This is a genomic window from Sorangium sp. KYC3313 (assembly GCF_052075895.1).
Lineage (GTDB): Bacteria > Myxococcota_A > Polyangia > Polyangiales > Polyangiaceae > Sorangium > Sorangium cellulosum_B.
Window position 1 is genome coordinate 9,896,428 of the sequence record NZ_CP197255.1, and the last position, 24,184, is coordinate 9,920,611.

Annotated in this window: 16 protein-coding genes; 5 read left to right on the top strand and 11 right to left on the bottom strand. The window is 69.0% G+C overall.

Translation table 11 applies throughout. The annotated features are described in order from the left end of the window. Positions 1-89 precede the first annotated feature (89 nt). The gene (locus ACSRUE_RS37545) at positions 90-1,073 is read left to right on the top strand and encodes a hypothetical protein (RefSeq protein ID WP_437765380.1); all 984 of its coding nucleotides are present in this window, start codon (positions 90-92) and stop codon (positions 1,071-1,073) included. 158 nt (positions 1,074-1,231) lie between these two features. On the opposite strand, the gene ACSRUE_RS37550 is transcribed toward ACSRUE_RS37545, so the two are convergent. The 9 genes from ACSRUE_RS37550 to ACSRUE_RS37590 form a co-directional block, all read right to left on the bottom strand. Further along, the gene (locus ACSRUE_RS37550; protein ID WP_441287771.1) at positions 1,232-2,557 is read right to left on the bottom strand and encodes a PAAR domain-containing protein; all 1,326 of its coding nucleotides are present in this window, start codon (positions 2,555-2,557) and stop codon (positions 1,232-1,234) included. A 45-nt stretch (positions 2,558-2,602) separates the two neighbouring features. After that, positions 2,603-3,826, bottom strand: a complete 1,224-nt coding sequence (locus ACSRUE_RS37555) for a PGRS family protein (protein WP_441287772.1) — start codon at positions 3,824-3,826, stop codon at positions 2,603-2,605. A gap of 418 nt (positions 3,827-4,244) precedes the next feature. Beyond that, the gene (locus ACSRUE_RS37560; RefSeq protein ID WP_441287773.1) at positions 4,245-5,315 is read right to left on the bottom strand and encodes a PEGA domain-containing protein; all 1,071 of its coding nucleotides are present in this window, start codon (positions 5,313-5,315) and stop codon (positions 4,245-4,247) included. Positions 5,316-5,318: 3 nt separating this feature from the next. Then, positions 5,319-5,996 carry a hypothetical protein gene (locus tag ACSRUE_RS37565; RefSeq protein WP_441287774.1) on the bottom strand — a complete coding sequence of 226 codons (678 nt, stop codon included), beginning with the start codon at positions 5,994-5,996 and terminating at the stop codon, positions 5,319-5,321. A 15-nt stretch (positions 5,997-6,011) separates the two neighbouring features. After that, positions 6,012-8,087: a protein kinase domain-containing protein gene (locus ACSRUE_RS37570; RefSeq protein ID WP_441287775.1), complete on the bottom strand. Its 2,076-nt coding sequence runs from the start codon at positions 8,085-8,087 to the stop codon at positions 6,012-6,014. A gap of 206 nt (positions 8,088-8,293) precedes the next feature. Next, positions 8,294-9,025, bottom strand: coding sequence for a M48 family metallopeptidase (locus ACSRUE_RS37575; protein ID WP_441287776.1), 732 nt, complete (start codon positions 9,023-9,025; stop codon positions 8,294-8,296). Further along, a complete protein-coding gene (locus ACSRUE_RS37580) occupies positions 9,025-12,072 on the bottom strand; it encodes a type I restriction endonuclease subunit R (RefSeq protein WP_441287777.1) in 3,048 nt (1,015 codons plus the stop codon). The genes ACSRUE_RS37575 and ACSRUE_RS37580 overlap by 1 nt, the downstream gene beginning before the upstream one ends. After that, complete coding sequence (locus ACSRUE_RS37585) at positions 12,069-13,346, bottom strand: restriction endonuclease subunit S (protein ID WP_441287778.1); 1,278 nt, start codon at positions 13,344-13,346, stop codon at positions 12,069-12,071. Before ACSRUE_RS37585 ends, ACSRUE_RS37580 begins: the two co-directional genes overlap by 4 nt. Further along, positions 13,336-15,162 (bottom strand): type I restriction-modification system subunit M, encoded by a 1,827-nt coding sequence (locus ACSRUE_RS37590; protein ID WP_441287779.1) that lies wholly within the window; start codon positions 15,160-15,162, stop codon positions 13,336-13,338. Before ACSRUE_RS37590 ends, ACSRUE_RS37585 begins: the two co-directional genes overlap by 11 nt. Positions 15,163-15,449: 287 nt before the next feature. Here ACSRUE_RS37590 and ACSRUE_RS37595 point away from each other — a divergent pair, with 287 nt between their 5' ends. Then, positions 15,450-16,763, top strand: a complete 1,314-nt coding sequence (locus ACSRUE_RS37595) for a hypothetical protein (protein ID WP_441287780.1) — start codon at positions 15,450-15,452, stop codon at positions 16,761-16,763. A gap of 75 nt (positions 16,764-16,838) precedes the next feature. Here ACSRUE_RS37595 and ACSRUE_RS37600 read toward each other — a convergent pair whose 3' ends face one another. Both ACSRUE_RS37600 and ACSRUE_RS37605 read right to left on the bottom strand, forming a co-directional pair. Beyond that, positions 16,839-17,258, bottom strand: a complete 420-nt coding sequence (locus tag ACSRUE_RS37600) for a DcrB-related protein (RefSeq protein WP_441287781.1) — start codon at positions 17,256-17,258, stop codon at positions 16,839-16,841. A 179-nt stretch (positions 17,259-17,437) separates the two neighbouring features. Further along, positions 17,438-19,549, bottom strand: a complete 2,112-nt coding sequence (locus tag ACSRUE_RS37605) for a type VI secretion system Vgr family protein (RefSeq protein WP_441287782.1) — start codon at positions 19,547-19,549, stop codon at positions 17,438-17,440. 1,341 nt (positions 19,550-20,890) lie between these two features. Here ACSRUE_RS37605 and ACSRUE_RS37610 point away from each other — a divergent pair. The 3 genes from ACSRUE_RS37610 (at position 20,891) to ACSRUE_RS37620 (ending at position 24,178) form a co-directional block, all read left to right on the top strand. Next, positions 20,891-21,286: a hypothetical protein gene (locus tag ACSRUE_RS37610; protein ID WP_441287783.1), complete on the top strand. Its 396-nt coding sequence runs from the start codon at positions 20,891-20,893 to the stop codon at positions 21,284-21,286. Positions 21,287-21,833: 547 nt separating this feature from the next. Continuing rightward, positions 21,834-22,355, top strand: a complete 522-nt coding sequence (locus ACSRUE_RS37615) for a hypothetical protein (RefSeq protein ID WP_441287784.1) — start codon at positions 21,834-21,836, stop codon at positions 22,353-22,355. Between the two features lie 215 nt (positions 22,356-22,570). Further along, the gene (locus ACSRUE_RS37620) at positions 22,571-24,178 is read left to right on the top strand and encodes a tyrosine-type recombinase/integrase (protein WP_441287785.1); all 1,608 of its coding nucleotides are present in this window, start codon (positions 22,571-22,573) and stop codon (positions 24,176-24,178) included. The last annotated feature ends 6 nt before the right edge of the window (positions 24,179-24,184 follow it).

The following is a 24,184-nucleotide window of genomic DNA, read 5'->3' on the forward strand; positions in this document are numbered from 1 at the left end:
CATATTTATGAGGCCGCCACCGTCGAGGGAGAACCCTCCGAGCCTTACCTAGCAGCCCCAGCCGTTGGGCGGGCGGAGGAGCGCCGACGATGAAGATCGAGCGCGTGCGAGCGCTGTCCTTCGAGGTAGATGCGGTGGACGTGGCGTTCTGGGACGAGGATACCCTTCTCGTGACCACGCCGTCGGCCGAGCTGTGGCGTGTTGCGGTGGAACCGCGGATACAAAAGGCCGAGCTGGTGTTTGCTGCTGACCAGATTTTGGGCCCTGTATCGCGTGCGCTCGGTACGGCGGTGGCGAGCCCGGCGAGCGGCGGGTATCCGCGGCTGGCGGTCTCGCGCGAGGCCGGAGTGGCCGCGGTCAACACGCACGACATGGTCCTCCTCGCATGCCCGCTGCACGGCGAGGGCGGCCCACGGCTGGTGTCGTATGGCTGGGGCCAGTATTACCCTCGCATGGCGTTCTCTCCCGACGCATCTCGGCTCGTGGTCTGTGCCGATAGTGTGGTCGTCTTCGATACGGGCTCGTGGCGCTGGTACAAAATGCAAGGAGACGCGAACATCTGCGCATGGCATCCGCGGGAGCCATGGCTGCTTGGTCTCGAACCGACCACCGGGAAACTTCGCTGGTCGGACCTGCAGGACATGGACAATCCCCGAACTTGGTCCGCGGGCGCGCTCGAGCCCACGCAGTGGGATGACGACGTCGTGGGCATCGCCATCGACGCCACAGGGGAACGACTCGTCGCGGCATACCGCCATCCGGATCGGATCGAATGGTGGGAGCTCGATCCGCCTCATCGAGTCGATACCCGTCCCGTGCAGGCCGGAGAGGTTCTTGCCCTGGAGCACGGCGGTGAAGCTGGCTTGTTCGCGGCGGTGGCCGAGCTCGGCGTTCAGCTCTGGGGCTTCGAGTCACGAGAGCCCATCTCCGACGTGATCCCAAACGTCTCCGAAGTCAGATTCAGTCCTTCCGGTCTTTGCTTTGTGACGCTGAGCCGAGCGTCGACCAATCCGTACCCGGTTGCGTCTAGCCGGGTGGAATGTGCGTCGATCCTCTGGCGGGCTTCGATATGACGAACGAGGAATCCGATTATACATGACCGAACTCCTTTCAAGGTCGACAGGAGTGGATTCGTTGGTGCGATGGCCCAATGATGCATGATGACATTGCTGGGTCGAGTCTGCTGGTGCGCTCGGCAGCACTGGTCATCTCGCTAGATGTCCGGTGGTGGTCAATGGCTCGTCGCCTCTGGGTTCTCTGTTGGGGCGGGCATCACGAGGGGCGGGGCGATGGGAGGAGGAGCAGGCGCTGATCCGGGCGGTCCATTGGCAATGATGTCTTCGTTGTATACGCAGCTCGGGCACGGATTCATGTCACGGCTGCCAGGTTCAGTAGGATAACGATTTTTGGTCGGGTCGCCCCAGTGACGCACAGTTATGCCATCTGCACCCTTCTGCAGGGCCGGACTCAGCTTTGGCTCAACGCAAGGGGCGCCGCCCAAGAACGTGTCTCCGCTCATATTCAGCGCTTTTTCGAGAGGTACCAGTGAATGGTCTGCATAGTTGTACTCAGGCGGCAGATTCGGGCGAATGCGATTGTAAATCTTCTGTGTCTGCGGCGGTTCCCCAGACACGGCAACGGTCACGTTTCCGTCGCGATCGACGACCACCCCGACCGCCTTGCCCTTGCCTACGCCCGCCTGCTCCATGGCGCTGAACACCCTGTCCATCGCCGCATCGCTCCTCTCCGACGGCCCCGGGTAGCCGCGCCGACGCGGCGCTGGCTGCTGGCCCAGGCGCGAGCCTAGCAGCCCGCCGATCATGCCGCCGGCGACGCTGCCGACAGTCCCGCCGATCACCTCGCCGATGCGCGCGCCGAGCTCGCCGCCGTAGTGCCGGCCGACCTTGCCGCCGGCCCAGCCGAGCCCCGCGCCGCCTGCGACCGAACCGCCGAACCCTGCGAGCGCAGCGCCCCAGCCCACCGCGGCGGCGGCGCCACCGGTGGCGACGATCGCGCCGCCCCACATCACCACGGTGAGCGTTGTCTTCACCCACGGCGGCACTTCATCCGCCACCGCCATGCCCGGCGCCAGCGCCGTGTCGCCGCCGATGATCACCGTCGCGATCCCCTCGCGCAGGATCGCGCCGCACTCGGTCTTCTCGGTGCTGCGCGCCAGCGGCTTGCCGTTGACGAACGTCGTGGCGCTGCCCTGCGCGATGCGCACCACGCCGTCGTCAGCGCACGCGACGATGTCGAGCCCGGCGCGCACGGCGCTGCGGCGTTCTTTACCGAAGAACGTGTCCGGCGAGCCCGTGGCCACCGTCCCCTTGACGTCGCCAGGAATGAGCTCCCCGATGTACGCGCCGGCGAGACCGCCGCCAGCGCCCGCCGCCGCGATGCCCGCCCCGATGAACACGGCGGCCACACCGCCGGTGCCGACGACGGCCACGGCCGTCGCTGCCAGCGCGACACCGACGACGGCGCCGGTCAACAGACCTGACCACGCGCTGCTATGTGCGATCGAATCTCCGAGCCGAGCCGCTTCGAGCGCCGTCACAGTGAGCCTCGCCCTCAACTCCGCTCAGTCATCGGTCGCGCGTGCTCAGCGCTTCTCGTCCTGCGCGAATGCCATCGCGTCGGTCTTGGCCCCCGGCGCGCCGCTGTGCTCCGCGTCCGCGCCGACGCCGCCTGCGCCGGCCTGGCCTACGGCAAACGTGACGCCCTCTGCCGGCGGCGCCGCGCCCACGTGCGCGATGCCGATCGCGTGCCCGCCACGCCCGCCGCCTCCGGTGCCGCCACGCCCGCCGGTGCCGCCCGGGCCTCCGGCGCAGCCTGGCTGCAGCGCCGTGGCGCCGTCCGGCACACCGCCACCGGGGCCGCCCGCACCCCCCATACCGCCGTCCTGACCAGGAGCGCCCGCGCCGCCGTCTCCGCCGCGTCCGGTGGTGATCGTCACGTCCTGGAACAAAAACGTCGCGTCGAGGCTCAGCAGTGCGATGCTCGACCCGCCCGCGCCGCCGCCCTTTCCGCCGGCGCCACCGCAGCCGCCCGCGCCGCCGGAGCCGCCGCTGGCGCCTCCGGCCGAGCCGGCCGTGCACTGGCCCGCAGCGACGCCACCCTTGGCGCCGCCGCCACCGCCGCCGCCCTGCGCGGTGGTCCCGGGCGCGCCGTCGCTGCCCGCGACGCCCGTGTATCCGCTCGCTGCAATCTCGCCGAGGCCCCGCGCGCCCGCACCGGGGTCGCCGTTGGCACCGTTGTCGCCCGTGGTGCCCGGCGTGCACGCCGCGGTGAACTCGCCAGCGCCGCCGTTCATCGTGCTACCTGGGCTGCCAGGCCCACCGGGGCCTCCGCTGCTCTGCAGTCCCACGCCGCCGACACCGCCGAGCGAATCGTCGCTCGGATCGTCCGGCGTACCGCAGTTGTTCACCGTGACATCGCCGCCGAAGATCATGTTGGCCGAGCAGGCCGCGTTCCCCGCGCTCCCGTCGCCCCCTCGCTGCGCCGGCTCCGCGTGCGCCGCGCCCTCTTCACCCGGCGCCCCATCGCCCGCCTCCAGCGCGCAGCGCGCGAGCTCCACCGCCACCGCCTCCGCCACCGCGGCGATCGACGAGAGCCCGCGCTTCTCCGGATCGCTCGCGTCGATGCTCCGCGCCACGATCGCCACATCCTCGATCCGCGCCACGCCCTCGCCGCCCCGCAGCGCCAGCGGGATCACGCCCCCCGCCGCCGTCAGCGTCGTCCTCGCGCTGTCGCTCGCTCCCGCGTAGGCCCAGCCGTCCGCGCAGTCGAGCCCGCCGTAGAACGTCACCCCCGCCGGCATCTCCACCGGCGCGTCGACCTCGAACGTCTCGGCGCACGCATATACTCGCGCCGTCCCGTTCTCCCGCGCCCGAGCGATCGCCGCCCCCAACGTTCCCAGCGGCGCCGCCTTCGTCCCCTCCGCGCCGTCGTTGCCGCCTGCCGTCACGAACACCCCGCACGCGTCGTCGACCGGCGCTCCGCTCTCGCTCGGCACGCACCTCGACGGGGCTCCGCCGCCCTCGGTCGCGCCCGACGCCTCCGGCGGACAGGTTTGCGACCGCTCGCAAGGCGAGCTGCATCCCCCCGCCAGGCTGCTCCCTGCCGCCGCCGCCATCCCGAGCGCCGCGCTCGCCACCGCGACCTGCCAGCCCCTCGCCTTCGGCCTGCTTCGCATCGGCTCCCTCACCGCCTCCAACGCTTCACCCTTACGTCGTTCCGCCACGTCAGAAGCGCCCCGCTACGCCGACCCCTCCGCCTCCGGGCGCAAGCCATGGCGCTGCCATCACCTGCGCCTTGCCATGGCTGTCCCCCGCGGACCTCGACCACAGCACGTACCCCGCCGTCGCTGCGATCGCCGCGCCCCCCACCACGTACCCGACGACCGCCGTGGTCGTGAACGCGTCCAGATCGTCCACCGCGTCGCCGAGCTTCGCGCATGCCGCGCTCTGGCTCCGGTAGCAAGCCGACCGATCGCCGTCGCCAACGCGCAGCGGCCCGTCGACCTCCGATGCCTTCGCGTTCGCCGCCAGTGTGAATCCCAAGCCCACGCCGAGGCCCACCAGCCCGAGCGCTCCGCCGATCACCACCGGCACCACCGGCACCCGCGCACCGCCCGCCGGCGGCTCCGGCGCCGTGCTCGCCGGCGGCTCCGGCGCTGCGCTGGCCGGTGGCTCCGCGCGCGGCGTCGTCGACATGTTCAGGCTCCCTTCCTCGAGCACCAGCTCCACCGACGCCGCGCCGCCCTTGTCGACTTGCACATCCCGCGCTGCGAAGCGTTGGCCTCGCCGCGCCGACACCTTGTGCATCCCGGGCTCCACGAACACCGGAGCCGAAAGCGGCGCGACTCCCACCACCTCGCCGTCGACCAGGATCTCGGCGCCGTTCTCGGAGGCCGCAATCGACAGCGTGCCTACCTGCGCGCTCGCCGCCGCATACAGCGCCTCGGCCGCCTTCATCTCCGCCGCGGGCGGCGGCGGTTGCTCCTTCGGCGCCTCGCGCAGGTAGTGGGCGAGGTGATCGGCCGCATCGCGGAAGCGGCCGAGCTTCATCTCGGCCTCGGCGAGGTTGCCCGCGATCTGCAGGCGCTTCTGCAGCGCCCACGCCGCGAGGTACGCCACGCGCGCCCGCTCGTAGTCGCCGCGCGCGTAGTGCGCGTTCCCTTCTTTGTGCAGCTCGCGCACCTTCTCGGTCATCACGTCGTCCTGCGCGCTTCCCGGCGCTGCCAGCGCGACCGCCGGCGCGGCCGTGACGAGCGTGATGGCGACCGCGATCCGTGCGATGGACTCTCGAAGCATCGTTCAGTACCTCGGCGGCCCCGCGAAGGGCCCTGGCATCGATGTCGCCGGCGCTGCCGCGGACGCCCGCGGCGGCGGCATCCTCTGCCCTGGATCACTGGGTGCTGCAACGGTGTTCGCGCCGCGCGCCGGCACGCGGCGCGCGATCGTCGACGCAGCGCCGCTCGGGGTTGGCGCAGCGGATGACAGCGCAGGCGGAACCGTCACCGCGGTGGCGCTGCTCGCGGCGCTGCTCTCGGCAGGGACGCGTGGAGTCTCCGCCACCGGCGTTGGTGCCGGCGCGCTCGGTGACACGAGCGGCGCCCCAGGCGCAGGCGCGCTCGACGACAGAAGCGGCACGCCGGGCGCCGGCGTGCCGGTGGCCTCGACGGAGCCGGACGGTGCGTCGCGCGGCACGAACAGCCAGTAGATGAGCAGCGCAGGCGCGGTGACCGCGGCGGCGGCGCCGGCGATCCACCCGAGGAGACGCCATCGACTCGGCCGCCTGGGCTCCTTCCGATGCACCGCGGGGCGCGCGAGCGCGGCGCGTGCGGCGGGCCCGAGCCGATCCGCGACGACCGGCGGCGCCTCCTTCACGCGCGCAAGCGCCCGCCGCATGTTCTCGTCCGAGGCGGCTCGATCCGCGACGCGGCGGAACGTCTCCTCGGTGGGCAGGTACTTCTTCAGATCCTCGTCGCTCATTCCGTCGGACCTTCTCTAAAACGGGCGGCGCGGCATCGGCGTGCGGCGCGGCGCTGATGGCGCAGGGGGCGAGATGCGCGGCGCCGGCTTGAAATGAGGCTTCTCCTTCATGAGCTTCTCCTCTTCTTCCGCCCACGTATCGTTCGTCTGTGGCGCCCTCGCCGCGCTCGGAGCCTTCGTCGGCTTCACATTCGATGCGGCGCTGCGAGGCGTTGTCCCCGCCTGCGCCGCGGAGGGGCGGCCCGCAGCCGGACCGGCGCCGCGCAGCACCGCCGGCGCGGCCAGTGATGGCGTGGTGGCGCGAGGAACCGCGTCGAGCGCCACCGGCCGTGGCGCGGCGGGCTCCGGAACCGCGGGCGCCGGCTGCGGCGCTGGGCGGTGCGCTCCGTCGACCGGCGCAGGTGAGCCCACCGACGACGGCGCGCCGCTCGGCGCATGCGAGCCTATCAGCGATGGCGGTGCATCCTCGATGCCTGAAGAGGAGAGCATGGCACCATCGTGCGACGCTTCTACCGATGGTGTCCGTCGAGGGACGATCCACAACGCAGCGAGCGTGCAAGACAGCGCGCACGCGCCCGTCACGAGACCGATACGACGCTTACGCCGCGTCTCGGCCGCCGCCTGGCTCGGCGCATCCGCTGTGCCGTACTCCCACGGCGACGAACGCCTGCCTTCCGGCGCGGCGTCGCGCACGGGTTGCACAGGCAGCACGGCCGGCGTCGCCTCGAACGCTGGCGCTGCGGCGTCCGACGATCTGCCCACTGCCTCGCCGCCTAGTGCGGCCTCGCTCCATCTCGCCGATGCAGCGGTGGCGATCTCGATCGGCGCGACCTCGCTCTTCGCAGCAGGCAACGGCGACGTCGGCCCCGCCGTGAGTGGCACCGGGGGCCCATCGCCAGGCGGCTCGCTCGGCGCCGTCCGCGGCAGTCTCGGCGGCGTGGACGGCATCCGCTCCGTCGTTAGCCAGCGCGAGCCCCGCGCTACCGCGCCATCCGGCGCCGCACCGCTCGCTGCCGCGCCCGCCGTGAGCGGCTCCTGCCCGGGCCGCTCCGCAGAGGACCGGGCTGGCGGCCGGAACGGGAGCACCGCCCCGGGCGGCCGGTACCCCGCGTCTAGCGGCGCCGTCGCGAGGTGGACGGCCTCCGCCGCGGGGATCAGGCGCAGCAACGGGATCGAGGCGCGCCCCTTCGGGTCAAGCACGAGGGATCCCTCGGCCTGCGGGGCCTGCGCAGCGGAGCCGTCGAACTCCCTCGTGAGCGCGTCGAATGCCTCGTTCGCGCTGGGCCGCTCGTCCGGGGACTTTGCCAGCATGCGCGCCACGAAATCGCTCAGGCGCCTCGGGGCGATCTCAGGGATCGCCTCGGCGAGCGGCGCCGGCACGGCGTGCACCTGGTTCGCCCAGACCTCGTTCCGCGGCGGCAGCTCGCCGGTCCTCTCGGCAAACGCGTGCTTGCCGGCAAGCATCTCGTACAGGATCAACCCAGCAGCGTAGATGTCCGCGGGACGCCCGACCGGCCGCCGGAGCGCCTGCTCTGGCGACATGTAGTGCACCGTGCCGAGGTCCGAGAACACGTCGCTCGACGCAGGGCCTCCGACTCGCCGCGCCAGGCCGAAGTCGACGACCTTGACCAGGCCGCTCTGCATGACGAGGACGTTCTCGGGCTTGAGATCGCGGTGCACGATGCCGCCCTCGTGCGCCACCCGGATCGCGTCCACCACCTGGATTGCGATCGAGAGCGCGGTGCGCACATCGAACCGGCGCATCGCGTGGAGCATCTGGCGCAGCGAGACGCCGTCGACGTGCTCCATTGCGATGTACATGACACCGTCGTTGGTGACCCCCGCGTCGTAGAGGCGCACGATGTTCGGGTGGTTGAGGTCGGCGAGCACGCGCGCTTCCTTGCGGTGCCCGCGGAGGAAGTCGGCGTCGCTCATCCGTTCTGGCCGGACGACCTTGAGCGCGACGGTCCGGTCGAGGTACTCGTCCACCGCCTCGTAGACGCGCCCCATTCCGCCCTCGGCAATGAGCTTCACCAGGCGGTATTTGTGGCAGCGGCCGCTCTCTTCGAGCCGATCGTCACGGCGCTCCATTCGGGTCCCCTGCCTGCTTGCAGCGCACGATGCCGGTCCAGGTCAGCACGGTCATCCGCCCCGCTGGGCCAGCGCACCGCGCCATGCCCACTGATGAGCTTGCGCGTCAAGGGGAACCTGTCGGAGTCAGGGTGCGGAGCGCCGGCAGCGTTCCGCGCGCCCGCAGCGCACCGGGCGAGAACAAACGCCGATAGGGCGAGATCGTGTCACCACAAAAGCGCTGGCCCGAGCTCTCCCAGGCGGGCCTTCCTTGCCTCGTAGTCGGGCATCACCCTGCCGAGTGCTGCCCAGAACTCCCGCCCATGGCGGTCGTGGATCAGGTGCGTGAGCTCGTGGGCGAGCACGTAATCGACAAGCGCCCTCGGCGCCTGCACGATGCGCCAGTTGAGCCGGAGAACGCCGCGGGAGCAGCTCCCCCAGCGCTTCGCCTGGTCCGTCACCAGGATGTCCCGGAACGACACGCCGAGCTTCTGCGCCCACGGCGCGGCCCACGCGGCGAGGCGCTCCGTGGCCCGCCGCTTGTACCAGTCGATCAGCGCCGCCCGCGCGTACGCGCCGCGGTGCTCGGGCGGGAGCCCGCGCGGGAGCGGCAGTTCCAGCCAGCCGCCGCGGAGGGCCAGCGGGCGCGGGTCCTGCTCGGGGAGCAAGCGGAGCCGGGCCTGCCGCCCGAGGTAGAGGAGCGACTCTCCGCTCACGAACTCGCGCGCGCTGTTGGCGGGCGGCCTGTCGCTCTGGCGCTTGAGCCGCGGGACGATCCAGGGGGCTTTCGACCGAACCACCGAGTCCAGCCGCGCGATCGGCGTCGCTTCTGGCGCCGTCACGACGAGCCCGAGGGCCGGATCGATCGCGATCGACACCGTGGACCGCCGGGCGCTCCGCCGGATCTCGTAGGCGAGGTGCGTCGTGCCCCACGTCACCTCGGACCGCTCCGGGACCATCACCGACCCTTGCGATGCTTCATGAGGTCGACGATGTTCCCCGCCGTCGTGTCGATCTTGTCCTCGTCGCCGAACCCCGCCGCCCGCAGCTGCCGTTTGATGCGTCTGCGCATCTCCCGTTGCACGTCGTCCTTGTGCACCCAGTCGACGAGCGACACCTGGGATTCGAGCTGCTCTTCCAGCAAGGAGGCCAGCTCCTTCTTGGACGCATCCACCTTCCCGTAAGCGTTCCCCGTCGGCTTTTCCGCGGCGGTCAGGGGCTTTCGCTCCGAGATGAGCCCATAGATGGCGAGCCCCGTCTCCGAGAGGCCCAGCGCCTCGGCGGCCTCCGCTGGCCCTCGCGCCTGTTTTTTCAGCTCGTTGAACAGCTCCAGCTGCCTGGCCGCGTCGATGCGCTTCGCCTTACGGTCCTCGATGATCTGCTCCAGGCGCTCGCGCAGCGAGGTGAAGAACACGGGGTCATCGTCGAGCCGGACGTGGATCTCGTGCCGGAGCGCGTGCTCCATCTCGCTCGCCCGTGCCTCCGGGGTCTTGAGCTTCTTGAGCTTCTCCTCGAGCTCCGGCGCGAAGAGCGATACGGCCTTGACCAGGATCTCGATCCCGTCCGCCGCGACCGCCTCCTCGATGAGCTTCCGGACCTTGGCCCCGCAGTCGGAGATATCGATCTTCGTGTCGTGGAACGTGGACGCCGCCGACTGCCGGATCTTCCCGAGCCAGCGCGCGTCCGCGACATAGGGCAGCGCGCTCGGATCCGGCAGCAGCATGTCGAGGCTCTGCGAGAACCTCTTGAAGGCCGCGTCGAACTCGGTCCGGACGTCCTCCGGCTCCAGCACGGCGACACACGCGCGGAGGTCGTCCTTGTCCTTCACCCGGACGAAGAACCGCACCGCCGCCGCGTGCCGCGCCTGAAGCCGCGGGAGCTCGTCGGTCTTCGGCGTCATGGCGCCCCTTACCTCGGAGGGCGCGAAGATCGCGAGCGCCTCGGTGAGCGCCTCCGAGACGCCCCAGTAGTCGACGATGAGGCCGTAGCTCTTCCCATCGGCGGTCCGGTTCACGCGGGCGATCGCCTGGAGCAGCGTGTGCTCCTTCAGCGGGGAGTCGAGGTACATGACCTGCTCGACCGGGGCGTCGAAGCCGGTGAGCAGCATATCGCAGACGACGAGGATCTTGAGCGGGTCGTCCTTCGCGAGGAATCGGTCGATCAGGGCCTTCCTCTGGTCCTCGCTCGTGTGGTGCTTGACGAGGTGCGCGGCGTCCTTGTTCGACCCTGAGATGATGATCGCCGACTGCGGTCCGTGGAGGCGATCGAGGGCCTCCTTGTAGAGGACGGCGTTCTCGCGGGTGCACGCGACGACCTGGGCCTTGAAGCCGCCGGGCTGGATGGCTTTTGCAAAATGGTCGAGGAGGTCGAGGCAGATCGTCTCGACCCGTTTTGGTGCCCCGGCGAGCGTCTGCTCGTTCGCGTATCTCTTCTTGATCGCCTCGCGCTCTTCGTCCGACCGATCGGCGAACACGCGGTCGAAGAGGGCGTCGAGTGTGTTGCCGATGATCCGCAGCGCGGGGAGCCGGCCCTCGTAGAAGATGGGCACGGTGGCCCCGTCGGCGACGGCCTGCTCGATGGTGTACGTGTCGATGTAGGGGCCGAAGGTCGAGAGGGTCGACCGGTCCTTCTTATCGATCGGCGTCCCCGTGAAGCCGAAGAAGGCCGCGTTGGGGAGCGCCTTGCGCATGTTCGCGGCGAGCCCGCCGTACTGGGTGCGGTGGGCCTCGTCGGTGAGGACGAAGAGGTTGTGCGCGTCGGAGAGGACGGGATGTTCATCTCGGGCAGCGCGCTTTCCGGGCTTCCCGCCGGCGGCGGCGAGCTCCTGGAACTTCTGCACGGTGGTGAGCACGGTCTTGCCGGGAGGGCCCGAGAGCAGCTCGCGCAGGTGCCGGACGCTCTCGGCCCGTTCGGGGTTGGGAAACTTGCAGGCCTGGAAGGTGCCGGTGATCTGCGCGTCGAGGTCCTTGCGGTCGGTGACGAGCACGAGGGTGGGGTTCTCGTGCAGCGGATCGCGGCGGAGCTTGAGCGCGAGCCACAGCATGGTGAGGCTCTTGCCCGACCCCTGCGTGTGCCAGACGACGCCGCCGCGGTCGGCCGGCTTCTTCGCCGTGCGGGCGCGCTCGATCGCCTTGTTGACAGCCGTGAACTGCTGGTAGCGGCAGAGCTTGCGGACGACGCGGCCCGTGTCGCGGTCGGGTTCGAAGACAACGAAGCTCCGGACGAGGTCGAGGAGGTTCTTCGGGGCGAGCAGCCCCGCGAGGGTGACGTCCTGCGCGGTCGGCTCGCCGCCGACGAGGGCGCGGAGCTTTTCCGGGGGCATCGGCCAGGTGGTCTTCCACTCGGCGAAGAAGCGGTGCGGGGTGGTGACCGTGCCGTAGACCGCTGCTTGACCGCAGGTGGCGATGAGGACCTGCGCGGTCTCGAACAGCCTGGGGGCGCCGAGCTCACGGTACTTGTCGTCGAGCTCCTGGTAGCGGCTGAACTGGTCGATCGCCTCGAGCTTCCAGGCCTCGCCGAGCGTGGGGTTCTTGCACTCGATGACGGCGAGCGGGATGCCGTTGACGAAGACCACGATGTCGGGGCGGATGGTCTTCTTGGCGCCCTTCACCGCGAACTGGCGGGTGACGAGGAGCTCGTTGTTCGATGGGTCGTCGAAGTCGAAGAAGCGGACATCGTGGCTCTTGCGGCCGTCGCCGAGGTCCTGCTCGAAGGATCGGGTATGCACAATGGTCTTGTAGACCTCCTCGCTCGCCTCGATGAGCGTCGCCGACTGGACCGCGCCGACGGAGCGGACGGCCTTGTGCAGGTTGTCGTCGGAGACCCAGGGGTTGAGCTTCTTGAGGGCCCTGGCGAGCCGGGAGGGGAGGAGCGGCTGCTTCACGCTCTCGCGCTCGGCTTCGAGGATCTCGGGGGCGACGTAGCGGAAGCCGAGCTTCTGGAGGAGGGCGACGGCGGGGTCCTCGGAGAGGGAGAGCTCGTTCCAGGCGTTGCCGGGGGGAGTCATGGGGCGGCCTCGTCGGTGGTGACGCGGATTTCGCCGGTGAGGAGGGCGGACCGGAGGGCGGACTTGGTCTGCTTGAGTGCCGTCAACTCTGCATAATTAGCCATTTCGCAATCGACAGTATTGTTGAACATCTGCGCGATGGCATCTTGCTCCTGCCGTCCAGGCAGCGCAATGCGAAGCCGACGAACATCTCCGATGTTGATTCCTTTTACGGCCTGGCCCCGGGTATGATCTTGAATCTGACGCTGAAGCGCAGGCCCCTGTAGAGCGTAGAACAAGAAATCGCGACAGATGTCCTGTCGAATCGAAAGACGAGCAGTATCTTGGGTGATGTTCGCTTGGTGAAGCGCCGCGGGTACTCGAGCGACGCGACCAGTTGTGCCACGAATAGTGATCAAGATGTCGCCCTCTCGGAGTCGTGAGCGACGATACTGCTTGTCAAGCTCGGGCGAAGTTAACAAGATATCGCCCTCATCGATCATCCCGTTTTTGATGTCCTTGACTTTGATCACGGGTACACCACCGGGGTGTCCTTTGCCCGGCATCAGTATTCCGTAGCAGATGGGCCGGCCCTCTTCGATACACTCATCTAACGAGATATCGTTCCATTCCTCCGGCAGTTCTCCGAACTCGGTCTTCTTGAACCGCGTGTGCCGGCCTGGAAGCCCTCGCGTCAGTAGCTCGGCCATCATCGCCTTCTTGACGACCCGGAGCTGGTCGATGACCGCCTGGGTGGCCTCGATGGCGTCGTCCACGGCGGAAAGGATGGCGGCGATCTTCCGCTGCTCGCCCAGCGGGGGGAGTAAGAGCGGAAGCTTGGCGAGGATACCCGTGTTGAGGTTCAGCATCGTTTGGCCTACCGCATGGTCAGTAAGCCATTGGACGCTCGGCGGTGACATTAGTGCGTGGATCAGGAATGAAGGGTGCGCTTGCGTGGTGTCAAGTCGAACGCGCAGGCATCCTGTGCCGCATAGCCACCGTTGCTCGTTCTCTGTTACGAGGCCACATCGGCCGATGTCGCCACGGCGGCCGAATAATATGTCTCCAGGGAGGACGCGATGTCTGGAAAGATTATCGGCGAGCGAGTCTGGAATTCTGGCGATGGTGTCTATGACAACCCTGCCGTTCGCCAAGTCCTTAGGCATCACTACGGGGATGCCCTCGGTAGTGTAGTCGGATGCATGCAGTTGTGACCCAAATGGTCCCGTTTGAAGGCCGGCGTCGGAAGTCGCTATCTGTTCGAGCGTAGAGGAAGACCATGCTTCAGGCATCATACCCCAGCTCCTTGAGGTATCCGTTCAGCCGCGCCTCGGCCTCCCCTCGCTTCTTCTCCAGGTCGCGCAGCTTCTGCAGCGCATGGGCGACCTCGACCCTCTCCGCCGCCTCGGCCGTCTCGACGTACCGCGAGATGTTCAGGTTGAAGTCGTTCTTCGCGATCTCCTCGAGCGCCACGACCCGCGCGTACTTGTCCACCTCCTTGAATGCCTTGAACGTTGCCGCGATCTTCTTGACGTCCTCCTCACGCAGGTAGTTCTGCGCCGACCCCTCCTTGAACTCCCGCGACGCCTCGATGAACAGCACCTTCTTCCTTCGCCCCGCCGCCTTGCTCCTATTGAGCACCAGCACCGCCGCCGGGATCCCCGTCCCATAGAACAGGTTCGTTGGCAGCCCCACCACGGCCTCGACAAGATCCTCCTCCAGCATGCCCTTGCGGATCTCCCCCTCCGCAGCCCCACGGAAGAGCACCCCGTGCGGCATCACGACCCCCACCTTGCCAGTTTTGTTGGTGGTCGCGATCATGTGCTGCACGAACGCGAGGTCCCCCTTGGTCTTGGGCGGCACGCCGAAGCGGAAGCGCCGGTACGCATCGCTCTCGGCCACATCCCGCCCCCACTCGTCGAGCGAGAACGGCGGATTGGCGATCACCCGGTCGAACACCATCAGTCCGTCGCCGTCCCGCAGCTTCGGATCGCGGATCGTGTCCCCCTTCTCGATCCGCGCGTCGGGCAGTCCGTGGAGCAGCATGTTCATCTTGCAGATGGCCCAGGTCCCCAGGTTCTTCTCCTGCCCGTAGAGCGACAGGTCCTTCGGGTTCTGTCCGTGCCGCTCCAGGTAATGGGCGCACTCGATCAGCATGCCGCCCGATCCGGCGGTCGGGTCGCAGATCCGCATCCCCGCCCTGGGCTCCAGGAGCTCGACGATGAGCCGCACGACCATGCGCGGCGTGTAGAACTCGCCGCCCTTCTTGCCGGCGTCGTCCGCGAACTTCTCGATCAGGTACTCGTACGCCCGGCCCAGCATATCCGGTTCGGAGAGATCCGCGTTCTTGAGCGACAGCTTCGAGAAGTGCTGTACCAGTCGCCCCAGGACCACGTCCCGGTTCTTCGCATCGCCGAGCTTCCGCTCGTCGTTGAAGTCGATCCCGGCGAGCACCCCTTCGAGCTGCGGATTCGCCTCTTCCAGCGCCGACGCGGCCCTGTTGAGCGCCTCGCCGACCTGGCTCGCGACCTTCTGCAGCTCGGACCACCGGGCCCGCTTCGGCACGAAGAAGTCGTGCTCGTCGGGGTCCTCGGGATTGGCGTTCGGCACGCCCTTCAGCGCCTCGACCTCCTCGTGGAACCGGTCGCTCAGGCGCTTCAGGAAGAGGAGCCCGAAGATGAAGTTCTTGTAATCGCTCGAGTCGATCGACCCCCGCAGGATGTCCGCGGCCGACCAGAGATGCCGTTCGAGCCGGTCGATAGTGAGCTTCTCCCCGAGGGCCAGCTCGACCTGCTCTGGCGCCGTCCGCCCCGCCCCGTTCGCCCGCGAAGGCGCCGGCGGCTCGGACGCCTTGCCCCCGGCGAGCCTCGCGACCAGCACGGCCTTCTCGCGGCCGCCATCCTCGAGGTCCAGGGCCCGGCAGAGTTCCTTCAGCCGGTCCCGTGAGTACGACGGCAGAAAGGCGGCCAGCGTGGCGCTCTTGGAGGCCGCCACGGCATCCACCAGCTTCTCCTTGCTCCGCCGATCCTGGACGTGGACGTCGAACGCGTCGGCGATGGAGATCAGCTCGTCGCGGGTGAGGTGTTCGAGAACGGTTCGCTTCTGTACCATCGGCACGAGCCGACGTTACGCGGGCCGGCCCGAGACGATCAAGGCGAAGGCGTGTTGGCGGAGGCCGGAGACCGCGGGCCTCGGAGGATGTGCTCCAGGGCCGCTGCGCGTGGGAGGCCCCGCCCGATCGGTCCGCCGCGGCCTGACCGACTAGCTGGCCGAGCCCGAGCGACCGATCGGCACGGCGGATCGATGGCCTGCCGACACCTGCCAGCGGTTCCCGCGCCCCCTGTCGGCAGCTGACACCCTCGTCTGCGAGGCAACCTTGCTGTTAGATCGAGCCGGTCATGCCCCCTGAGTCCGGTCATCGCGACCCGCCGCCGGTCGCACAGGTCGCCCAGACCGAGGAGATCGAGCCGGTGAGCCTCGAACGGCTTTCCCAGGCCCCGGTACTGCCGTGGACGGCGGCGGAGCGCGGGCCGGACGGCGCTCCGCGCGCCAGCCGCTCGACGCCAGCGCCCCTCTTGCGCAGGCAGGTCGTCGCTGACATCCCCGCGGCACCGATCGCGCTCATGGCGCCGCTGCCTCTGCCGCTCGCGCTTCCGACGGCAAGCTTAGCGGCTTGCTTGACCGAGCCGCTGCCTCCATCGCCGCCGCCTGCAACGACGCGCGACGCCATCGCTCCGGCCGCGGAGGGCGCGAGCCCGTGGGCCAAGCGCGTCACGATGCCGGCGCTCACGGTCGGGCAGCTCGCGGAGCCTGTCGAGCGCGCGGGCCGCGACGCGACACCGGTCCTGGCGCTCCATGCGGCGATCGCCGCGCCCGGGCTGCGGTCGCCGCCGCCGACGCGGGGGCTCTCGACCGAGCCGCCCGCCGAGATCGTCGAGCTCCTCTGGTTCGAGGCGAAGGCGCTCCCGCGCATCCGCGCTTCGTGGAGCGACGTGATCCTCGATCTCGACTTCGAGGCGCTCGATCCGCGCCACGACCTGCCGGCTGGCGATGCGGGTTCTCCCAAAGATCACCACCACCTTGCCGGCCTGCTCACCAACGGCACACGGATCGAGCCGAGCAGCGTGCCGCAAGCCATCCTTGCGTCCATCAGCGAAAAGGGCCGCTTCACGCCGCCGCTCGTGCTCGTGGAGGGCGAGCTCCGGTTCGTCTTCGACGAGATCGAGGCGCTCAAGGCGACCCTCGCCGTGGTCGCTCCGCTCGCAGGCGCGGACAGGAGCCTGAAGGAGGCGGTGGACCTGGCCAGCGAGCTCCTGAGGTCGCCCTACCCCGAGGGAGCGACCGGCGCGGCCGTCAGCTTGACGCAGCAGATCAAGGAGCGACTTCCGCTGCCAAGCCGTCCGCTGGCCGCCGCGCGCATCGAGACACAGGCGGAGCGGCTCCTGCTCGAGCAGCGGCGGTACCAGACCCGCGCCGTGCTGGGCGACACCTGGATTCGCGCGCTGCTCGGGGCGGGCGGACAGGATGTGCTGCCGGTGTACCTGCCGAAGCGCCTCGCGCCGTGGCTGCCGATGCTGCCCAGGCTGCGCGTGCGTCTCGTCGCGGAGGCGCACCTCAGGCAGGACCAAGCCGAAAGCAGCCGGGTTGCCCTCAAGGCGCTCGCGCTCGGCAGGGTCGCCTCGTTGGAGGAGCTCCAGGGCGGCAGGCTGTGAGCTGGCCTGGGCCCAGCCAGGGGATCCCTCGATGGCAGTCGCTTCCGCAGCGACCTCGACGGGGAAGGCGAGACGTCAGCCCTCAGGCGAGCCCGCGATCCTGACGCTCGCGAAGATTCGATCGAACATCGGGTCGAGCCGTGCGACCTCATCCCTCGGAATCGTCGCCGTGAAGCTCAGCACCGTCGGCCGGCGCCCTGCCACGAACAGGAGCCGCTGCTCGAGCGGCCCGCTCTGCCCACGCCACGCGAAGCGCAGCTCCAGCCCTGGCCGGCCGCCGACCGCTCGCTCGTGCCGCGCGAGGAGCTGGAACCCTTCGAGCCGCTTGGCCAGCTCCAGGAGCTGTCGGTCGCCGTACCTGCGGAGATCCTCGTCTGCCGCGAGCGCGTCGCGCGTCATCACCACGCTGGCGGTCGTGGCCTGGCCCGGCTCGGGCGAAGCCGCGAAGGCGACGATCGATCGGTCCTCCCAGTCGCGCGGTACGTCGAAGGACACGTCGGAATTCTCGTAACGCGGCATGTCTCGGGCTCCCCGCTGGCGTCGCTGCCGTGACGCGCCACGCTGAGCGTGCGGCGCTCGCCTTGAAAGCACCACGCCCGCCCCGGCGTCAAGGCGCTACCTGCGCAGCCGCCGCGCCGCTGCACCGTGCCGGGCGAGGCGCGGCAAGGTGCGCCTCATCCCCGCGGCCCCCGCGCCCCGCCGTTGCCTTCGCCCTTGCCGGCCGGCGCGCTGCTGCCGGGACGTCCCGGCTCCCTGGCCTCGCCGATCGTGGCCACCGAAGGCGCCTTCGCCCCCGTGCTGTTGATGAACACGTTCGGCGTGCCGTCGATCTGCACCTCCTTGCCGGAGAGCTTGAGCACGCCGCCTGCCGAGATCTCGAGGTCACCCTGCGCATCGATGAAGATGCCGGAAGGCGTGATCCGGATCGACGCGACGCCGTTCGTGATGTGGACGGTTTGATCCTTGGTAATGGTGTACCCGACGCCGCCGCCGACCGTGACGCTCTGGCTCTCGCCGGCATCGACCGCATCCGATGTCCCGACGATCGAGGTACGGCCTTTGCCAACGGTGCTCGTCTGGTGTTCGCCGATCGTCTGGCTGTGGCTCTTCCCGATGCTCGTGCTCTGGCTGCCCCCGACGGTCACCGCGTCGCCGTCGGTCACGCTGGCCGATCGGTTCCCAAGCACGGTCGAACGCTGATCGCGCCGGATCACCTCGGTGTAATTGCGCTGCGCGTGGAGGTGGAGGACCTCGCGCCCCTTGGCATCATCGAACGAGAGCTCGTTATATCCGTCCGGACCGGGGGATGAGGCGCTCTTCCAGCCGCTCTTGGTTTTCTCGGCGGGCAGCGAATAGGGCACGCGCATCGTGCTGTTATAGAGGCGGCCTACGATCACCGGCCGATCGGGATCGCCGTGGCAGAACTCGACCAGTACCTCCTGGCCAACGCGGGGGATCGCCATCATCCCATACCCGCCGCCAGCCCATCCCTGGCTCACGCGTATCCAGCACGAGCTCGTGTCGTCGGAGCGACCCTCGCGGTCCCAGGGGAACTGCACGCGCACACGACCGAACTCGTCGGTATGGATCTCTTCGCCGGGAGGACCGACCACGATCGCGCTTTGCACGCCGACGACGCACGGCTTCGCCGTCTGCAGCGCGGGCCGGTAGGGATCGCTCGTGAACACGGCGTCGCCGCGCGCGGTCCATTCGCCGTCGTGATCACCCTCGAAGGTCGAGGCAACGACGAGCAACCCCCGGTCACGCGCGAGACCTTCCCGCGGATGACGTGTTATCGAGAAGACGGTGCCGGGAGCGAGGTCGATCACGTTCGTCCGGAACCGGACGGACCGTCGGCCGCTCCGCTCGCGTTCCAGGCTCCGCGCTGCCAGCGCCTTCGCCTCCGCGAGATCGACCCGGGCGATGCCCCGGTCGTCAGCGACCGGCGTTTCGCCACCCTTGCCCGGCTCGACGACGAACGCCGCTGGATGGACAGGAAACTGCTCGTAGCGTAGCTCGTCGCTGGCGCCCATCTCGGCGTCGGCGAAGAGCCGCACATCAGGCCGGGTCCGGAAGTCGACATCGCGAAGGGTGACACGAGCGGGCCGAACGTCGTGGCGTACGACCACCTCGGTCACGAACTCGCGCCCGGCGGCCTCGTTCGGGTTGTCAGCGTAAGGGATCGGAGGCCCTCGGCGGGCTCCGTTGTTCTGAGGCGCATCGCTCAGGATGAGGCGGCTGAGCCCGGTTCCCTCGCCTCCGCTCTCCTCGTCGTGCGCGAAGTAGTATGAGATGCCCGCCTCTTCGAGCAAGCGGCTCAGGGAAGCGAAGTCGGTCTCGCCGTACTGAACGCGGTACTCGTACACCGGGTATTTCGCCCCGAGCAGGACCTCCGGCTGGATCTCCCACTCGCCCAGGATGCGGAGCACGATCTCCGGGATCGTGAGGTGCTGAAAGATGCGGCTGTTGCTCCGCAACGTCGTGCGAAACAGCCAGGGCACGATGCGCAGCCGGTAGGTGGACAGCCCCGTCGGCTCGGCCTTCACCTGCTCCATGTCGGCGCACAGGCCGGCCCAGACCCGCGCCGGCGAGAGGGGGTGCGTTGTACCCGACGCGACCTTGAAAGCGGCGGCCTTGCCAACGAGGCTGTCAAGATCGAGATCGTCACGCTCGGAGGCAGCCAGAACGGAGACCTCGAAGAGCGATGACATCCGCTCCTGGACCGAAAAGCGGCGCACAGAGAGCGACGCTTCCTTCGAGGCGAATGAGAGGGAGAGGTTCGGCATGATCTCTGCACAAGGATAGAGCCCGCCCCACGAGCTCGGCAAATTGCCGGGATCTGCGGTGCCGGCGCGCGCTGAGAGGCGCGCCCGCGACCGTGCAGCGCGTCGCGCAGCCGGCAGGCGTAACCCTGAAGCAGCGCCTCGACGATCGTGCTCCCGAGGAGCGGGTGAGCGAACGGCGGAAGGGGTCAAGCGCCCGCCTCTCGCTCGACGGAATGCCCGAAGCCGGCCGTTCGCGCCGCCCGCAAACCGACAGGAGCGATGCGCGCCAACGGCGGGTAGGGGTCGCGTTTGCCTGAAACGCGACCACGCCGCTCCAACTGCGACCACCTCGCCGTAAGCGCTTCGCCCCACCGCTGCCACTGCGCACATCAACCCCCGGGCGCGTAGGTGATCACCTCCCCGTCGCCGACGGCCATGGCGCTCACCCGCGGTCCGCCGACCGCGCGTCTGGAGCCGCCGACCGCGCGAGGGTAGCTACTCCTGCCACATCCGGGCCTCCGTTGTGTTGGCGTTTCGGGTTCGGGACAGAGCCTGAACGAGCGCGCGTGAGGAGGCCCGAAATGGTAATTCTGACGACCCGGTAACTCGTCGCGAGTTACCGGGATCTAGTCAGGCGGGGAACCCGCTCTGATGACGCGCAGTTAGACCGTTTCGAGGGAGCGCCCGAGGGGCCGATTTTGGGGGGGCGCGAAGGGGTCGATTTGGTAATTTTGCGCGGTCTCCGCAGAGCGTCTCCGGCGAGCCGCTGACCTCCGTTTTGTCGCATGCGACAGGGCGGCGCGCGGCGGGCACGACCGCGGGCCGGCCCGAGCGGCGCGGCGTGAGCTCGTCCTGGCGGACGCCGGGGCGGCCTGGGCCTGGAGCCTGGAGGCGAGCACGCGGCGGGGCGCGAACACGGCGCACGGGCCGCGGAGCTCGTCCAGACGGGAGGCTGGCGCTGGGCGGAGCTCGCCCAGGTGGACGCCAGCGCGGCTCGCGGCCGCGACGCTGAGCGGGCTGGCCTCGCTCGACGGCCGGGCCGTGGGATCGCCGGAGGGGTCACCCCGCACACCGAGGTCACGTGATCGGGCCCCAGCGAATGCCAGTCAGGTCACGGTGCCACGTGAGAACCAGCGTCGTCTTGGTCACACGCTACATCAGACTTTAATGCCGTCGCCCTCGCCAGGAGCCGACTCTTGTACTGTGCTTTAACGCTCTTTAAAGTTGAACAGAAAATGAAGGCTTCGCTCTGGCAGGTTTCTGGTTCGGTGCTTTTGTAGACGCATGAGCTCGCGGCGCTGGTACGAGCTCGCGTGCGGAGTTGTCCGCGCGCCGAGCCACGTCCTGGAAGAGTGTTTCCAGATGAACAAGCAGACCCGGTGCCACCTGCGCGCGATCGCACGGCTGCACCCCGAGATCGGCAACCTGTGTGATCAGCTTGAAGCGCCCTGGAACGCCGTGCGAAGGATCGCGCACGCGCCGGGGGCGGCGGAGCAGTGGGAGCGCGCGGCGCAGGTGCTCGGCGAGCTCGTGGAGAAGCGCCGGGCGACGGCGCCGCGCCGGTCGAGGCTGGAGGCTGTGCGCCTGGAGGCGCTGAAGCGAATGGGACCGCCGATGGAGGGGGGAGGAAAACTTGCAAGCAGCCTGCGAGCCGCGTGGGAGGCGGCGGAGCGCGGGACGCCCGCGGCCCCGAGCCCACGTCCGAGCGATCGGCATACTGGTCTGCGGTGCAGTGCTGCCCGGCGGGAAGCGCGCTAGTCGAGCACATGAAGCGGCGTCGCGCTGGACTTTCGCCGCGTACCTCTCCCGTGCGTTCCTATCGCGCCCGCTCGCCGATCCCAATTCAGGGAGCAGGCGACGCTGGCGCATGGGCGACCTCGTGCAGCTCCAGGTGCGTCAAGGAGTGCTGTCACGGCGCCGGTACGGCCCCGCGCTCGGCCCGATGGACGAGGCCGACGACGCAATGTTCGCCGACGTCCGCCTCGATCTCTGCGACGGCGTCGCGCTTGCGGGGTCGCGCTCGCCCGGGGTGGACAAGGCCCGATGGGTGGCTCTACGTCGCCTCCACGCGCGGCATCGCCGGAGCGAGCGAATTACCAGATCGAGTCGTTCGCACCCCCCATCTTCGGCCCCTCGGCAGGGCTTTCCAGAACACCCAACCCCGCGATGCGACAGGGTGTTTTCCCCAGGCAGGTCTCCGGGCAATTCGTGTCGAATTACCGGCGACACGGAATTACCGTTTCGTGCTCCTTCCAGGAACGGCGATCACGGTTGCGAACGAACCCAACACGGATGGAGGTACACTATGACACGAGCGGCTCTCGCCCGTGTATCGGCACCCCTTGCGCTTCGTCAGGCGGAACACGGCACACGCGTCGTCGAGAGGACATTCCCGGACGTGCCAGCCCGAAGATCGTGCCCCCCGAGGGGGCTTCCCCAGCCCACCACGGCAACGGCGACGCTCGCGATCCCGCTGGAGGGGCTCACGCTCACAGCGCCGCAGCCGGAGATGCTCTCGCAGAAGAACGTCGAGTCGGTCACCGGGATCCCGGCACGCGTCTACCTCGACACGATCCGCGGGCCCGGCTTCCCGCTGGCGGTCACGAGGCTTGGCAAGCTGCGCCTCGTCCAGCGCGAAGCGTTCGTCGCCTACCTCCAGGCGCTGGCTGGTGACCCAGCCTCGCGCCGTGACGCAGAGGTGGATGAGCGCACACGGATTGCCGCGGTGCTGGCCTCTGTCGGCCTTGAATCTGTCCCATGCCCGAACACCCACCGGGCGAGCGCTCCTCCCCCAGGAACACGTCGTGCTAGACTGCCGCCGAAGTAGAGCGGGCCCGCTCGGCGGTGGAACGCCGGACGGGCCCTTGATCGAGCCCCGCTATCACCGGAGACCGACCCATGACCGACGTACCCCAGCGACGGGCGCGCGCCAAGCGCTCAGCGTCGTCCCCCGCCTCATCCCTCCCTGCACCAGCGTCGACCGACCGGCGTTCGCGTCCGAGCCGCTCTGGCGGGCGCCCCTCTCCGGCCGCTGAGGCAGCTGTGCCCGTCGCAGACTCGCCGAGTTCGGCGAGCACGACGGATCGCCCGAAGCTGGCCGCCCGCGCCCCTGGCAGCCCAGCAGGAGACAAGCGCGCCAACGGCTCCGGGTCCGTCCGGCTGCGTGGGAAGACGTGGACCGCGCGCCTCAGCCTCGGCGAGGCTGGTCGATCCACGTTCAGCTTGCCGACGTGCCGGACCGAGCAGGAAGCCAACGCGCGCTTGGAGGTGCTGGCCGACCTCGCCGGGCGCCTGCTCGCAGCCGGCCAAATCGTGCTCGGCTTGCCGCTGCTGGAGCGCGCTGCTGCGCGCGAGGGCAGCGCGCTTCGCGACGTCCGGCTTGCCATCGAGCAGCTCTGCAGGGGCGAAGCGCGTGCACGCGCGTCCGGGGAAACAACCTTCGCTGAGTTCGCCGATTTGGTTGTTTCTGGAAGGCTCGCCGAGCAATACCCACTGCATGTGAAAGCGCTTCGCCATCCGGAGCAATACCGGCATAAGCTCAATCATGTTCTAGGTGTACTCGGCCCCGTTCCTCTCTCTCGTTTGACGCTCGATCATGCGGATCGAGCGATCTCCATGCTGCCAGGGCATCTTGAAGACTCCTCGCGCCAAGGAGTCGCAAAGGTCATTCATCGGATACTAGCGCTCGCGACCTATCCGGCGCGCATCATCGCCAGCAATCCGCTGCCGCGTGGATGGATCCCCAAGGCGGAGGACAATAAGGCCAAAGGCTCCCTCTATCCCGACGAGGACAGGCGCCTCATGGCGGCGGTGAATATTCCGCTGTCTTATCGGATCTATTATGGCTTCCTGATTCGCGAGGGAATGCGTGCAGACGAGGCCGGAAGGCTGGAGCCGTCCGACCTCGATCTCGAGCGCGGCGCCGTGGTGCTCGACGAGAACAAGACGGATGACCCACGCGCCTGGGCACTCTCACCCGACGTCGTGCGCGCGCTTCGGATCTATTTCGCTATATGTCCCCCGAAAGAGCGTGTCTTCATTGGGCCGAGCGGGCCCCTGCCGGGGCGCAGTGGGGCGCACAACTTTCGAAATCACCTGCGCCGTGCTGGCATCGATCGGCCCGAGTTGTTCGAGACCACGCAGTCACGGCTGAATATACGCTTGCACGACACCCGTGCGACCTTCATCACGATCAAGCTCGCGAACGGCCGCACGGAGACGTGGATCTCCGATCGGACCGGGCATAAGTCGAGCCGTCAGATCCACCACTACAAGCGCGCGGCACGCAAGGTCGCTGAGCTCGGCTTGGGGGATTTCGCGCCTCTGGACGAAGCGATCCCCGAGCTGAACGGCAGGGGCGGCCGTTTAGGTGGAAGTGATCCCATGTCCGCGGGCCCGGAGGCGGGCTCGCCGTCGCCGAGCAACGACGCGTCCCTTGTCCGCGCGCTGCACCACCGAGCGCCGGGCGCGGTCGATGACCACGCCGGCCAGCCCGCAGCGGGCGCCCCGGTGGCTGCAGGCGGCCCGTTGGGCCCGCGTTGGGTCACGCCGGCGAGCGACCCGGCCACGAATCAGACAGAACATATTGAAATCATTGGCATTTCGTCCGCCTCCGCCGCGTCGTCTCAGAAATCCTGGCGGGGTTTCTGACACGCG

What these genes read in the sequence shown, in the direction of transcription:
- ACSRUE_RS37545 (WP_437765380.1), top strand. Translation starts at nt 90, where the DNA reads ATGAAGATCGAGCGCGTGCGAGCGCTGTCCTTCGAGGTAGATGCGGTG.
- ACSRUE_RS37560 (WP_441287773.1), bottom strand. Translation starts at nt 5,315, where the DNA reads ATGCTTCGAGAGTCCATCGCACGGATCGCGGTCGCCATCACGCTCGTC.
- ACSRUE_RS37615 (WP_441287784.1), top strand. Translation starts at nt 21,834, where the DNA reads ATGACACGAGCGGCTCTCGCCCGTGTATCGGCACCCCTTGCGCTTCGT.
- ACSRUE_RS37580 (WP_441287777.1), bottom strand. Translation starts at nt 12,072, where the DNA reads ATGACTCCCCCCGGCAACGCCTGGAACGAGCTCTCCCTCTCCGAGGAC.
- ACSRUE_RS37595 (WP_441287780.1), top strand. Translation starts at nt 15,450, where the DNA reads ATGCCCCCTGAGTCCGGTCATCGCGACCCGCCGCCGGTCGCACAGGTC.
- ACSRUE_RS37570 (WP_441287775.1), bottom strand. Translation starts at nt 8,087, where the DNA reads ATGGAGCGCCGTGACGATCGGCTCGAAGAGAGCGGCCGCTGCCACAAA.
- ACSRUE_RS37575 (WP_441287776.1), bottom strand. Translation starts at nt 9,025, where the DNA reads ATGGTCCCGGAGCGGTCCGAGGTGACGTGGGGCACGACGCACCTCGCC.
- ACSRUE_RS37585 (WP_441287778.1), bottom strand. Translation starts at nt 13,346, where the DNA reads ATGATGCCTGAAGCATGGTCTTCCTCTACGCTCGAACAGATAGCGACT.
- ACSRUE_RS37590 (WP_441287779.1), bottom strand. Translation starts at nt 15,162, where the DNA reads ATGGTACAGAAGCGAACCGTTCTCGAACACCTCACCCGCGACGAGCTG.
- ACSRUE_RS37605 (WP_441287782.1), bottom strand. Translation starts at nt 19,549, where the DNA reads ATGCCGAACCTCTCCCTCTCATTCGCCTCGAAGGAAGCGTCGCTCTCT.
- ACSRUE_RS37565 (WP_441287774.1), bottom strand. Translation starts at nt 5,996, where the DNA reads ATGAGCGACGAGGATCTGAAGAAGTACCTGCCCACCGAGGAGACGTTC.
- ACSRUE_RS37610 (WP_441287783.1), top strand. Translation starts at nt 20,891, where the DNA reads ATGAACAAGCAGACCCGGTGCCACCTGCGCGCGATCGCACGGCTGCAC.